This window comes from Sphingomonas zeae (assembly GCF_014197135.1).
Lineage (GTDB): Bacteria > Pseudomonadota > Alphaproteobacteria > Sphingomonadales > Sphingomonadaceae > Sphingomonas > Sphingomonas zeae.
On sequence record NZ_JACIFA010000012.1, the window covers coordinates 37,090 to 50,446 of the forward strand.

Below are 13,357 nucleotides of genomic sequence, written 5' to 3' on the forward strand. Positions count from 1 at the left end.
TCAATAGTCCTTGGATATCCGCACATTCACATTCTGCCGCCCCAAGGTCGAGATGCTGGACAACAGCGACAGCCAACGCGTCACCTGGAACTCGATCTGGGTCGCGGAATAGCCCTGCCCGTCGGTGATGATCTCGGCATAGAAGCGCCGGGTGATGTATTTGCCTGCCGCGACCGAGGTGGCCCGCCCGATCTGAACGTCGGCGGGGAGCACGCGAAGCCGGTCCAGTCCCGCTGCCCGCCGCACCGCGTTGATCGGGTTCAGCCCACCCCCGCCATCCTGAAGCGCGGCAACGGCGGCGGCCAGTTGCAACGCCTCGGGCGCGGACAGGCTGGCGATCGATGTACCGAACAGCAGACGCGATAGCAGTTCGTCATTGGGCAGAGCGGGCGTGCTGGAAAAGCCGATCTCGGGCTTCAGCGCGGTGCCGGTGACGCGGATCGTGGCGCTCAGCCCCTGCACATTCGCGTTGGCGGCGATGTCGAGCGCGGGGTTGGCGGGCACCTCTCCGCCGAAGCGGATGATGCCGCGCGCCAGATCGAACTCGCGGCCCGCAAATTCGTAATCGCCGCGGATCAGAGTCGCCTGGCCGGTGATCGCAGGATTGTCGGGCGTGCCGCCGATCTTCAGGTCGGCCGACCATTCGCTGTTCAGCCCCAGGCCGGACACGATCAGGCCGTTGGGCGCATGCGCCTTCACCGCCAGCGTCCAGGGCTTGCGCGGAACATCGTCCTCCTCGCCGCCGCCGGGGATATTGATCTCGCGGATGTTGAGCTGCGGCACGGCGGTCGCCGCCGAGGCCCGGCCGAGGCGATAGCGGCTGCGGTTGAGCACCACATCGCCGCCGATCGTGCCGCCCGCGCCATCGGAATGGAAAGTCAGCGGCCCCGTCACGGTCGCACCAATATCGTCGCGCGCGATCATCACCGCGTTGCTGGCGTTGAGCGACAGGTCGAGCCCGACGCCCTTGGCGGCGGCGAAGTCGAACTGGCCGGTGCCGCTGACCCGGCCATCCTTGCCCGCCTGTGCGACGAAGCGGTCGATGACCAGCCGCGATCCGCCGAACCGGCCGGTTGCCTGCACATCGGTCAGAACGGTGCCGGTCGTGGCACTCTCGATCCGCGCGCCGACGGCTTTTACCGCACCCCGGATGACCGGCTGGCTCAGCGATCCGGTCACGTCCGCGCCGATCGCGACGGGGCCGGACAGATCGAACATCTCGACGCTGGTCAGTCGCCACAGCGTGTCGGCAGGCCCGGCATAACGCAGCTGCGCGATCAGCCGCCCCGCCTGCATCCGGCTGGCCCAGTCCGCCGCGCCGCCTGGAACGATCAGCGCCTGGCCGCGCCCGATGATCTTGCCCCCCGACGCCATCACCGCGCGAACGCCCAGCCGGTCGGCGGACAGCACGCCCGCCACGCCCATGTCGATCGGGCGAGAGGTCAGGACCAGACCCGCACGGGTCAGCCCCCTTATGGTCAGGTCCGCCTTACCGGTCGGCGCGCCCGTCGCCTGCCGGATGGTGAGCGTGCCGGTCGCGGTGCCCCCCAGCCCCAACCCCGGATAGCCGATGTCGAGCACGGCCAGCGGCATCCGTGTCAGGCTGGCCTGTATCTCCGTTGCGTCGGGATCGAACCGGCCCGCCAGCTTCGCCTCGCCGCCCGCAAAGCTCAACCGGGTCGGCGCCAGAACCCAACCATCGCCGTCACGGGTGATGATCGCAGGCGACAGCAATTGCAGCGGCCGCCGGTCGAGCGTGCCTTGCGCGGTGGTCGAGAAACGATCGGGCGAAACCTGCGTCACGGTCTGGATCGAAAAGGCCCGACCCCGCGATCCCGAGATGCCGACCCGAACCTCGCCGGTGCCGCCGCGCATCCGGGCGGTGCCGTTCATCTGCGCGATGTGGAGCGCGCCGCGCCGCAGCCCTTGCGCATTCGCCGTCCCCTCGATCGAGGCCCCGGCGGGATCGAGCAGCGCGACCAGGTCGACCCGGCCCTGTCGGACGGTGACGCCCGAAATCTGCGCCTGCCGCGCGGCCAGGTGCGCCTCGATCCGCTGGACCTCACCGACCGGGCGGAACAGCAGCTCGCCCGACAGGCCGCCGCCGCCCACGTCCAGCCGCCCGGCAAAGCTCCCCTGCACGACGTTGAGCGCGCCGGTCGCGCGCGCGCCTGCCACCAGCAGCGGCTGGATCTGGATCACCGCATCCTGCCCGCGCGGCAACAGGATCGCGCCGCTTGCCTGGAACGGCCCCAGCCGCGAGCCGCCTGCCGCGCGGAAGGCAAAACCCTGATCGGTCGGGTCGAGATGCGCGCGCACATCGCTCAGCCCCATCGCCGCATTGGGCGAGGCGAGCAGCAGGTCGAGCGTTGGCTTGTCGATCCGCCCGTCGAGCACCATCTGGACCGGGCCATAACTGCGCTGCCGCCCGCCGCCGACGAAATGGAAAGTGCCGTCGCGCCGTCGGATCGCTTCGCCGGTCAGGCGGATGTCGGGACCGGTCAGGACCAGGTGGTGGAAGTGGAAGACGCCGTCCGTCCCCCGCTCCAGGTCGGTGGTCAGATGCGGCAATCCTCCCGCGAGCGAGCGCAGAAACGCATTGTCGAGCCGCCGGACCTGCGCTTCACCCCGCCCGACGACACGCGTGCCATGGCCGTTTGGACCTGGCACCGCAGTCAGCCGCGACTTTACATCGACGATGCCGAGACCTGGAATGAGGTAGCGCTGGAGCGCGCCGTCCAGCCCGACGTCATAACGCCCATTGGTCAGGTCGATGCGCAGGTTGAGCCGCCCCGCCAGCTTGTCGGAGCGCAGCACCAGCCCCTGCCCCATAATCTCACGCGGGGTGATACGCAGATCACCCGCCGCCGACAGCCGGTGCAAGATACCACCCGCCGCCTCGCCCACACCTGTCACGCGCGTCGCGGTGAAGCGCACGGGCAAGGTCAGCGGCCAGCCGCCCCGCAACCGTCCCTTGCCTGCTGCGACCGCCTGCTCGAACCCCGTCCGATCGAAGGCGAAGCGGGTCGCCGCCAGTTTATAGTCGAACGCCGCCCGGTCGAACGCGCCGTTCAGCCGCAGCGTCATGGCGATCGCCTGTCCGCTCATATTGCGGAACAGCGCCTCGGGCCGCAGCAGGCGGACGTCGACGCGCAGCCCCTCGAACCGGTTTGCACCCAGATCGACCACGCCGCGCGTTCGCACCCGCAGCGCGGGCGAGCGCAGCACCAGCGCGCCGTCCAGCCGCCGCGCGGCGAAGTCCGCTTGACCCGCGACGATGACCCGCGGCGCGGTCAGCCGCTGGAGGCGTCCGCGCAGCACCAGCGAGGGCGCCACCTGTCCCGACAGCGCATAGCGCCCCGCGCGCGCCGACAGACGCAGATCGACCGCCCGCTGCCCGCCGATCCGGCCGTTCGCCAGGCCATCCCAGCGCGACCAACGCCCTACCCCCGCGACGCTGAGCGAAACGGGTGCGCGGACGCCCACCGCCTTGGCGAGCACGCCGTCGCTTCCGCCCTGCGCCTCCACCGCCAGGTCGAAACGATCGTGATCGGGCCGGGCATCCAGGCGCAGGTGCAGCCGATCGGTTCCCGCAACCGCGCCATCAAGCGCGATGACCGCCCGACCGTCACGAATGTCCGCACGCCCGTCGACCTTCGCCACCCGTTCGCGGCCCAGCACGCGTGGGGCGAAGACCAGGCGATCGAGCCGCAGCCGGTCAATGCGGATGTCAAAATCGGGCAGGATCGGGGTCTGCCGCCCGGTCCGCCGGGTGTGGGGGACATGAAAGAGCGTCGCCCTCGCCGCCTCGACCCGCCGAATGTCGAGCGTGCCGCGTGCCCAGTTCCACGGGCGCCAGTCCAGCCGTGCCTGCGGCACCTGTACGAGCAGCCCGTCCAGGTCGTAGACGCGCAGATCGACCAGCCGCATATCGGAGTAAAGCGAGCCGTCGATCCGCCCGACCGAGAAGCGCAGGCCGGTGTCGGTGCGGATGGTCGCGATCCGATCCGCGACCCAGCGATGGCCGATCGACGTGTCGACGACACCCAAGGCGGCCAGCACGATGCCGATCAGCGCCGCCACCGCGATCGCGATCACCCGTCCCCAACGGAAACGCGGCCGGGCGGGCGGCGGGGTTTCCGTCTCGTAGCTCAAAAGGCCTGTCCCAGCGAGACATAGACCGCCACGCGGCTATCCCCCTTTTGCGGGTTTAGCGGCGTGCCGACATCCAGGCGGATCGGCCCGAAATTGGAATAATAGCGCACGCCCAGCCCGGTGCCGAACCGCAGGCCGGTCAGGCGCGGCAGCGGCGAGGTGGAGATGTTGCCTGCATCCAGAAAGGGCACGACGCCGAAATGGCCGAACGCCTTGACCCGCGCCTCGATCGAAAATTCCGCAAGGCTGCGCCCGCCGATCGGATCGTTGTTGGCGTCGCGCGGACCGATCGCCTGGAAACCATAGCCGCGCACCGAGGCGCCGCCGCCCGCATAGAAACGCCGCGACGGCGCAATCTGGTCGCGCGGCGCGCCCAGGATCGTCCCCAGCCGCGTCCGCGCCGCCAGCACCACCCGGTCGCCAAAGGGATGGTAGAGGCTGGCGTCGACCTGCGTCCGGGTATAGCCGAACACGCTGCCCTGCAGCGACACTTCGGGGCTGATCCGCCCGCCCAGCCGGAAGCCGCGCGTCGGATTCAGCAGATCGTCCGAGCCGTCGTAATTCAGGCTGGTCGGCAGGGCGCCGATGAAGAAGGTGCGACGGCGCGGCTGGCCGGTACTCTCGATCACGTCGCGCTCGTCCGAGGTCAGCAGCTCCGCGCCCAGCGACCAGGTCCAGGTCTTCTGGAAGAAGATGTTCGTCTGGCGCTCCAGCCCGCCCGATAGCGACAACGTCTTGGCCTCATAAGCGTCGCGCAGGATATGCGCGGCCGAGAATTGCGCGGTCAGTACCCGGTCGCGGCCCTGGAAATTGTTGCGACGAAAGACGATCGCGCCCAGCTGCTCGCGAGTGCCGAGCACGCTGCGGAGGGTCAGCGCGCCTTCGGGCGGAAACAGATTGCGGTCGGTCCAGTTGATCGTCGCGCTCGCCCCCTCGCCGGTGCCGTAACCCAGCTCGCCCGCGATGGTGTGCGGCGGCGCGGGCTCCAGCGCAACGGCGATGTTCACCGTCTCGGGCGTATCGCCGGGCACCGGCTTGACCTCGACCGACGAGACGAGCCCGGTCTGCACCAGCGCGCGGCGAAGATCGTCCGGCCCGGCGGAATCATAGGGCTGGCCGGGCGAGAACCGGGCGATCTCCTGCACATGCTTGGCGTCGAACAACTTATCGTTCGCCATGACGATCCGACCATAGCGGCGCGACGAGCCAGGATCGACCGACAGGTCCAGCGTCGCGGTGCGCGCGGCACGGTCGACCACGATCTGCGGATCGCCGACCTTGGCGAAGGGAAAGCCCTCCTCGCCCACCACGCTCTTCAACCGCGCCTCGCCTGCGACGATATTGTCGGCATCGACCGGATCACCCGGCTTGATCCCGAACGCCTTTTCCAAAGGCGCGGCCTTGTCCCCTGCCGCCTTCACCCCGTTGAGCGTCACGCCCGCAAAGCGATAGAGATTGCCGGGTACCGCCTCCAGAACGACCATCGGCTGGTCGCCCGGCTCGATACGGGTCGTTACCTGCGCGTCATAATAGCCAGCCCCGCGCAGCAGGTTGGTCAGCAGGGCGGAATCTTCGCGTGCCCGGCGGTCGAGCTGTGCGGCGTTGGCGGGCTCGCCGTCATTGGCGTCGAGGGTGGAGAGTTGCTCGAAACGCTGGCGGACCAGATCGCCCGTGCCATCGATTCCCTCGATCCGCCAGCGATAGCGCCGCTCGGCCGCGGCATCGACGGTCGCGGTCATCGTCGCCACCGGATCGCCCGGCGCCGTCGCCAGATCGGGCCAGGCGACACCGATCTCGGGCAAGGGCGCCAGCGGAGCCGACGGGTCGAGCATGGTCGGATCGTCGGGCACTTCGCTGCCCGCTATGGTCTGCGTTGACGGTGGCGGAGCGGGGTTTGCGATCTGCGCAGCCGCAACGGCGGGCCAGCCCGCGCCGCCAAGACCCATTGCCAAGCATATGATGGCGGCCGAGCGGCGCGGCCGCCCGACGCGGACCATCATGCGCCAATCCCTAGCCGCGCGCACGCGTCAGCGACACCCCCAAGCGCCATCATCTGGACAGATTTGCCGATCCGATCGTCGCGAAGCATCGCAGGGTCGACAGGCACCCCGTTCAATGGACGGTGCCGGCCGCCTCGTTGCAAGAGAGCAGGTCGATCAGCCGCTCGATCTGACGCCAGCGGCAGAAATGGATGTGATTGCCCAGATCGCGACTGCGGTCGGCGCGCGCCGCGGCCTCGCTGCCCGCTGCCTGGCCATAGGTTTCCATCATCTCGGCCGCATCCGCCACGTCTCGATCGTTCAAAAATGGTGTAACATAGGCGTCGCGAAAATCGCGCATGGAAACTCCTCGAAGCCGCGCCGTGAAACCGGAGCCTCCCCTAAGCCGGGGTTATGAACTTAGCCACCCCCTTCCATGGTTAACCCGTTTTCGACCATAGACGGCTGGTCTCGCCGTTCGGCCCATGGCAGGACAGCCGCCATGATCGAGCCCAAACGCCAGCGCCCGCCCCAGTCGTCCGTTCATGCGGGCGGCATCTTCATCGCGCTGGGCGTGATCGGCGGCATCCTGGCGGGGCTGGCGACCGGCGAAGTCACCATGGGGGTACTAATCGGGCTGGCGATCGGGATCGTCGTGGCCCTGCTGATTTGGTGGCGGGGCCGATAGGAGACATTTTTCCCCTCGCCGGCGAGGAACATGCCACTCAGCTCGGCAGCCGCATCTGCCACACTACGCGCCCGATCACCGCGATCGGCTCGTCCGGCACCGGCGGCGCGGCAGGATTGTCGCTGGTGACGACTAGACCCCGCTCCCCCTTCCGCACCCGCTTGACCATCAGCGCCCCCCCGATCCGGATCACATAAAGCCCGCCCAGCGCGCCGGGTCGGATGTCGCGTTCATCGACCACCAGATGATCGCCCTCCAGCAAGCCCGGCGCCATCGAATCGCCGCGAACCCGGATCACCGAAGCCGCTCCCTCGCTCAAGCCCAACCGCCGGGCCAGGCCGCGATCGATGGCCTCGACGCCGATCATCACCTCGTCATCGACCGTTGCGCCCGGCCCCGCCGAGGCCGCGACCGCCAGCCGGGGCACCAGCATCGGCCCCATGGCGGGCAGAGCCCCCAGCCGCGTCTCGGGCACGCCGAAAAATTCGGCCAGCTGCCGCCGGTCGGCCTCGGCCAGGACGCGCGGCGTACCGCGTTGCACGAACTGCTGAAGATAGGCGTCGTTGCGCCCGAGCATCCGCGAGAGCGCCGCCAGACTCACCCCTGCCTTCGCGGCCAGCCCTTGTATCGCCGCCCTGATCTCCATGTCCGCCATGATCCGAATATAGGCATAGGATTTTTCCTAGACAAGTTGGAAATCAGAACAGATCATGAACATCAGCCTGAGAATCGGACTTTTGGGAGAACGTCCATGGAATTGCTGGGAGCAATCGATCGCTATTTGAAAACCACTCACATGCCTGAGACGAAGTTCGGGCGGCTGGCGGTCAATGACCCGCGGCTGGTCGGCGATTTGCGACGTGGGCGAGAGCCGGGTCCGGAAATGATCGCACGCGTCACCGCCTTCATCAAAGGACAGCACGCATGACCGCCTTTGTCCGGATCGACCACGCTTTGGCGTCGCGCACCGTGCTCCGCCATCGCCCCGCCGATCGCGGGGAACGGCTCGCCCGTGCGCTGGTCGCCCATGCGGCGCGGATGGGATGCACGGTACGATTGAGCGTGACCATGGTGGAACCCTGGTGCTCGGCGACCTTCAGCGGATCGGTGATCGTTCTGGCGCTGGACGCTTCCCCCGGCCCCGCTTCGTCCAATTGGCTTGCCAACCTGCCCGAGGCGGACATTCCGCTCGGCCGCGACCTGATCGCGGATATCGCGGTGGAGCCAGACGGAACGAGGCAACGCCTGCGCGTCCTGCTCTGTCTGGACGCGGCAGGCGGATGACAGACGCATGAATTTTTCCTTGATATGTTGTAACAACACTGTAGTCGGCATGGCACCACAACCCGGAGCCTTTCCTTGTTCAAGCCCGCCCTATTGTCCGGTCTGTCCGCCACCGTGCTCGCCAGCCTGCTCGCCGCCCCCGCCGCTGCGCAGACTGCCAGTTCCACCCCGGCCAATCGGGCGCGCGAGATCGTGGTGACGGCGCCGGTCCAGCAGTCGGAGGCCGATGTGCTGTCGGGTACCTCGATCGTCACCGGCCAGGAATTGGAACGCTCGATCCGCCCGACCATCGGCGAGACGCTGGCCCGCCAGCCCGGCGTGTCGGCCACGTCCTTCGGCCCCAATGCCTCGCGTCCGGTGCTGCGTGGCTTCCAGGGCGAGCGTATCCGCGTGCTGACCGATGGCATCGGCTCGATCGACGTGTCGAACACCAGCGTCGACCATGCCGTCGTCATCAACCCGCTGCTCGCCGAGCGGGTCGAGGTGCTGCGCGGCCCCTCCGCGCTGCTGTTCGGATCGTCGGCGGTGGGCGGCGTGGTCAACGTCATCGACACGCGCATCCCCCGCTCGGTGCCGGAAAAGGGCTATCGCCTGTCGGGCATGGCAACCTATGGCTCGGCCGCGACCGAACGCTCGGTGGCGGGTGCGACCGATGTGGCGGTGGGCAAGCAGTTCGTGCTGCACGCCGATGGCTCCTATTTGAAGACCGACGATCTGAAGATCGGTGGCTATGTCCTCAGCCCGCGCGCGCGCGCCGAGGCGCAGGCGTCGGCGGCGCAGGCCCCCAATGACCCGCTCGACTTCGGCGCCATCGCGAATCTTCGCGGCCGCCTGCCCAATACCGCCAGCGAGACCTGGACGGCGGGTCTGGGCGGCGCGCTCATCACCGACACCGGCTCGCTGGGCATCGCCTACAGCCATTATGACAGCCTGTACGGCGTGCCGGTTCGCTACACCCTGACGCCGGGCGGCGAGGAGCCGGAGGCCCCGCGCCTCAGCCTGGTCCAGAACCGCCTCGACCTGCGCGGCGAGATCGAAACGGGCGGCGGCTTCCTCGACCGTATCCGGCTGCGCGCGGGCGCGGCACAATATCGCCATTACGAACTGGAAGAGGATGGCGGCATCGGCACCGCCTTCTACAACAAGGGGATCGAAAGCCGCCTGGAGCTGGTTCAGACCAAGCGGAACGGCTGGCAGGGCGCATCCGGTGTCCAGTTCTTCAACCGCGACTTCGACGTGCGCGGGGACGAGGCGTTCCTGCCGCGCAACAACACCGCGCAGATTGGCCTTTTCACGCTGCAGCAACTGGATCGCGGTGCGTTCAAGATGGAGGCGGGTGCGCGCTATGAGCACACCTCGCTGACCGCGCGCACCGCCGTCGGCGACGATCGCTTCTTCCGCGGGAAGCGCAGCTTCGACGCCTTTTCCGGCTCGATCGGCGCCAGCTATGGCTTCGCCCCCGACTGGCGGGCGGGCCTGAACCTGTCGCGCACCGAACGTGCGCCCTCGGCCGAGGAGCTGTTCGCCAACGGCCCCCATGCCGGGACCGAGGCCTATGAGCTGGGCAATCCGAACTTCAAGAAGGAGTCGAGCTGGGGGATCGAGGCCACGGTCCACGGACATGGCGACGGCTACAGCTTCGATGCGTCGGCCTATTACAACCGCTTCTCCAACTATATCTATGACGCGCTGGTCCAGCAGGGTTGGTGTGTCGCCGCCGCCGCGCCGTCGGGCCGCGATGTCGACCTCCCCTGCTTCCAGTACGCCCAGGCCGACGCGCGTTATTACGGCATCGAGGCGGAGGGTTCGCTGCGGCTCGCCACGATCGGGAGCTATGCGATCAACGCCGACCTGCTGGGCGATTACGTCCATGCCCAGATCATCGGCACCGGCCCCGCGCCGCGCATCCCGCCGCTGCGCCTGCTCGGCGGACTGGAAGCGCAGTCGGAGAGCGTCAACGCCCGCGTCGAGGTGGAGCGCAGCTTTAAACAGAGCCGCGTGCTGGGTCTGGAAACCCCGACCGACGGCTTTACGCTGGTCAACGCCTCCGTCCAGCTGAAGCCCTGGGGCACACGGAACCCGACGACGCTGACCCTGTCGGCAAACAACATCTTCGATGTCGATGCCCGCCGCCATGCCAGCGTATTGAAGGACTTCGCGCCGCTGGCCGGTCGCGATCTGCGCGCGACGCTCAGCTTCAAGCTGTAAGCCGCTCGGTGCGGGGCCGGGGGTGGACAAAACCCCCGGCCTTCGAAAGAAGCGGGGACATAAGGAGAGAAGCCAATGTCCCCGATGGGCAAGTTCGACTGGGCGGACCCGTTCCTGCTCGACGACCAGCTGACCGATGACGAGCGGATGATCCGCGACACCGCGCGCGCCTATGCCGACGACCGGCTGGCCCCGCGCATCATCGACGCCTTTGCGCAGGAACATACCGACCCGGACATCTTCCGCGAGATGGGCGCATTGGGCCTGCTCGGCCCCACCATTCCCGAGGAGTTTGGCGGCGTCGGTGCATCCTATGTCGCCTATGGTCTGATCGCGCGCGAGGTGGAGCGGATCGACAGCGGATACCGCTCGATGATGAGCGTGCAGTCCAGCCTCGTCATGTATCCGATCCATGGTTACGGCTCGGACGAACAGAAGCATCGCTATCTGCCCAAGCTGGCAAGCGGCGAGTGGATCGGCTGTTTCGGGCTGACCGAACCCGATGCGGGCTCCGATCCCGGTGGAATGCGGACGACCGCGCGTAAGGTGGAGGGCGGCTATGTCCTGTCGGGGTCCAAAACCTGGATCTCCAATTCGCCGATCGCCGATGTGTTCGTGATCTGGGCCAAGTCCGACGCACATGGTGGCGCGATCCGGGGCTTCGTGCTGGAAAAGGGCATGAAGGGCCTGTCTGCGCCCAAGATCGAGAACAAACTGTCCCTGCGTGCCTCGATCACCGGCATGGTCATGATGGACGAGGTTGCGGTCGGCGAAGACGCACTGCTGCCGCATGTCGAGGGGCTGAAGGGGCCGTTCGGCTGCCTCAACCGCGCCCGTTACGGGATTAGCTGGGGCGCAATGGGCGCGGCGGAATTCTGCTTCCACGCCGCGCGGGCCTATGGGCTGGATCGCAAGCAGTTCGGACGACCGCTGGCGGCGACGCAGCTCTACCAGAAAAAGCTCGCCGATATGGAGACCGAGATCGCACTCGGACTCCAGGCGAGCTTGCGCGTCGGGCGACTGATGGACGAGGGCCGGTTCGCGCCTGAGATGATATCGATCGTCAAGCGCAACAATGTCGGTAAGGCGCTCGATATCGCCCGCACCGCGCGCGACATGCATGGCGGCAACGGCATTTCGGGTGAGTATCAGGTGATGCGCCACCTGATGAACCTGGAGACGGTCAACACCTATGAAGGCGCGCATGACGTTCACGCGCTGATCCTGGGCCGCGCCATCACCGGGATCGCGGCGTTTTGATGGCTGCTCAAATCCTGCCCCTCCCCAAGCACAGCTTGGGGAGGATTTGACGATGACCAAACCTGCTCCCCTGGCCGGCCTGAAGGTCGTCGAACTCGCCCGCATCCTGGCGGGTCCCTGGGCGGGGCAGGTGCTGGCCGATCTCGGCGCAGAAGTCGTCAAGGTCGAAAGCCCCGAGGGCGACGACACGCGGCGCTGGGGACCGCCCTTCATCCCCAACCCGGACGGCACGCAGGACGCCGCCTATTTCCACGCGGCCAATCGCGGCAAATCCTCGGTCATCGCCGACTTCGCCACGCCCGAGGGACAGGCAAAGGTCCGTGCGCTGATCGCCGAGGCCGATGTCGTCATCGAGAATTTCAAGCTGGGCGGCCTGGCCCGCTATGGCCTGGATTACGAAAGCCTGTCGGCTACAAATTCGCGCCTGATCTATTGCTCGATCACCGGCTTCGGGCAGGACGGCCCCTATGCGCCGCGCGCCGGGTATGACTTCATCGTACAGGGCATGAGCGGCATCATGGACCTGACCGGCGAGCCCGGCGGTGCGCCGCAGAAGATCGGCGTGGCGTTGGCCGACATCATGACCGGGCTGTATGCCGTGATCGCGATCCAGGCGGCGCTCCACATGCGGACGCGGACCGGGCGCGGGCAATGGATCGACATGGCGCTGCTCGACACGATGACGGGGGTGCTCGCCAATCAGGCGATGAACTATCTCGCCTCGGGCGTGACGCCGACCCGGCTGGGCAATGCGCACCCCAATATCGTGCCCTATGCCGCCTTTCCGGCGAGCGATGGCTGGTTCATCCTGGCGGTGGGCAATGACGCTCAGTTCCGCCGCTTTGCGCAGGTGGTCGGGATCGATGGCGAGGATCCGCGCTATGCCACCAATGCGCTGCGGTGCGAACATCGCGCGGCGCTGACCCCCGTGATCGAAGCTGCCACCGCCCGCTGGCTGCGCGACGACTTGCTCGCCGCGCTGGAGGCCGCTGGCGTACCAGCGGGGCCGATCAACACGGTAGAACAGGCATTTGCCGACCCGCAGATAGTCGCGCGGGGGCTGGCGATCCATCCGGAGCGCCCCGATGGCTCGACCGTACCCGGCGTCCGCGCCCCGATCCGCTTTTCCGACGCCGACCTGATGCTAGACCGCGCCGCCCCAATGCTAGGGCAGGATACGCACCCGCGATGACCAGCTTCACCGTCAACAATCAGCCCGTCCGCTATCGCCTGCCGCCCGACACGCCGCTGCTCTGGGCGCTGCGCGATGCGTCGAACCTGACCGGCACCAAATATGGCTGCGGCACCGGGGATTGCGGCGCGTGCACGGTCGACATAGACGGGCGCGCGGTCCGAAGCTGCCAGGTACCGATCGGCCGGATCGAGGGGAGCGTCGTCACCACCATCGAGGGGCTGTCGCGCGACCGCTCGCATCCGGTCCAGCAGGCCTTCCTGGCGGCCAATGTCGGTCAGTGCGGCTATTGCATCCCGGGCATGGTGATGGCGGCCGCCGCGCTGATCCACCACAACCCCGATCCGTCCGAGGCACTGATCCGCACGGCGATCACCAACCTGTGCCGCTGCGGCATCTATCCGCGCCTGATCGAAGCCATCCAGCGAGCCGCCCGCGCGGCCCGCGGCGAGGAAACCATTCCCGCCGCACCGATGCCCGGCACCGATCCGGCCGATGCCGCCCGCGTCGTTCCTGCGCTGGTGCCCGGCGCAATGCGGGAAGAATGACGCGCCCGCCACGATTCTTTCCCGTTGCTGACAGGCCAGTTCA

At 67.8% G+C, this 13,357-nt stretch carries 11 protein-coding genes; 7 read left to right on the plus strand and 4 right to left on the minus strand.

The genetic code is table 11. The features are described 5' to 3' along the window. The 3 genes from GGR45_RS15425 to GGR45_RS15435 all read right to left on the minus strand — a co-directional run bounded on the left by GGR45_RS15425 (position 1) and on the right by GGR45_RS15435 (position 6,495). Positions 1-4,155, minus strand: a complete 4,155-nt coding sequence (locus tag GGR45_RS15425) for a translocation/assembly module TamB domain-containing protein (RefSeq protein ID WP_175310731.1) — start codon at positions 4,153-4,155, stop codon at positions 1-3. Then, positions 4,152-6,155 (minus strand): autotransporter assembly complex protein TamA, encoded by a 2,004-nt coding sequence (locus GGR45_RS15430; protein ID WP_175310732.1) that lies wholly within the window; start codon positions 6,153-6,155, stop codon positions 4,152-4,154. Before GGR45_RS15430 ends, GGR45_RS15425 begins: the two co-directional genes overlap by 4 nt. 112 nt (positions 6,156-6,267) lie before the next feature. Next, on the minus strand, positions 6,268-6,495 hold the full coding sequence (locus tag GGR45_RS15435; protein WP_175310733.1) for a hypothetical protein: 228 nt from the start codon (positions 6,493-6,495) through the stop codon (positions 6,268-6,270). A gap of 141 nt (positions 6,496-6,636) precedes the next feature. Between GGR45_RS15435 and GGR45_RS15440 the strand changes: the two genes are divergently transcribed. After that, the gene (locus GGR45_RS15440) at positions 6,637-6,822 is read left to right on the plus strand and encodes a hypothetical protein (protein ID WP_175310734.1); all 186 of its coding nucleotides are present in this window, start codon (positions 6,637-6,639) and stop codon (positions 6,820-6,822) included. Positions 6,823-6,859: 37 nt separating this feature from the next. On the opposite strand, the gene GGR45_RS15445 is transcribed toward GGR45_RS15440, so the two are convergent. Continuing rightward, complete coding sequence (locus GGR45_RS15445; protein ID WP_175310735.1) at positions 6,860-7,477, minus strand: S24 family peptidase; 618 nt, start codon at positions 7,475-7,477, stop codon at positions 6,860-6,862. A 96-nt stretch (positions 7,478-7,573) separates the two neighbouring features. On the opposite strand from GGR45_RS15445, the gene GGR45_RS15450 reads away from it, so the two are divergent. The 6 genes from GGR45_RS15450 (at position 7,574) to GGR45_RS15475 (ending at position 13,314) form a co-directional block, all read left to right on the plus strand. After that, entirely contained in the window at positions 7,574-7,750 is a 177-nt protein-coding gene (locus GGR45_RS15450; RefSeq protein ID WP_175310736.1) for a hypothetical protein, read from the plus strand. Further along, positions 7,747-8,106, plus strand: a complete 360-nt coding sequence (locus GGR45_RS15455; RefSeq protein ID WP_175310737.1) for a hypothetical protein — start codon at positions 7,747-7,749, stop codon at positions 8,104-8,106. The genes GGR45_RS15450 and GGR45_RS15455 overlap by 4 nt, the downstream gene beginning before the upstream one ends. Before the next feature lie 75 nt (positions 8,107-8,181). After that, complete coding sequence (locus GGR45_RS15460) at positions 8,182-10,314, plus strand: TonB-dependent receptor (RefSeq protein WP_175310738.1); 2,133 nt, start codon at positions 8,182-8,184, stop codon at positions 10,312-10,314. A 75-nt stretch (positions 10,315-10,389) separates the two neighbouring features. Then, on the plus strand, positions 10,390-11,574 hold the full coding sequence (locus GGR45_RS15465; RefSeq protein WP_175310739.1) for an acyl-CoA dehydrogenase: 1,185 nt from the start codon (positions 10,390-10,392) through the stop codon (positions 11,572-11,574). 52 nt (positions 11,575-11,626) lie between these two features. Continuing rightward, positions 11,627-12,766, plus strand: a complete 1,140-nt coding sequence (locus GGR45_RS15470; RefSeq protein ID WP_175310740.1) for a CaiB/BaiF CoA transferase family protein — start codon at positions 11,627-11,629, stop codon at positions 12,764-12,766. After that, positions 12,763-13,314, plus strand: coding sequence for a (2Fe-2S)-binding protein (locus tag GGR45_RS15475; protein ID WP_175310741.1), 552 nt, complete (start codon positions 12,763-12,765; stop codon positions 13,312-13,314). The genes GGR45_RS15470 and GGR45_RS15475 overlap by 4 nt, the downstream gene beginning before the upstream one ends. Positions 13,315-13,357: the final 43 nt, after the last annotated feature.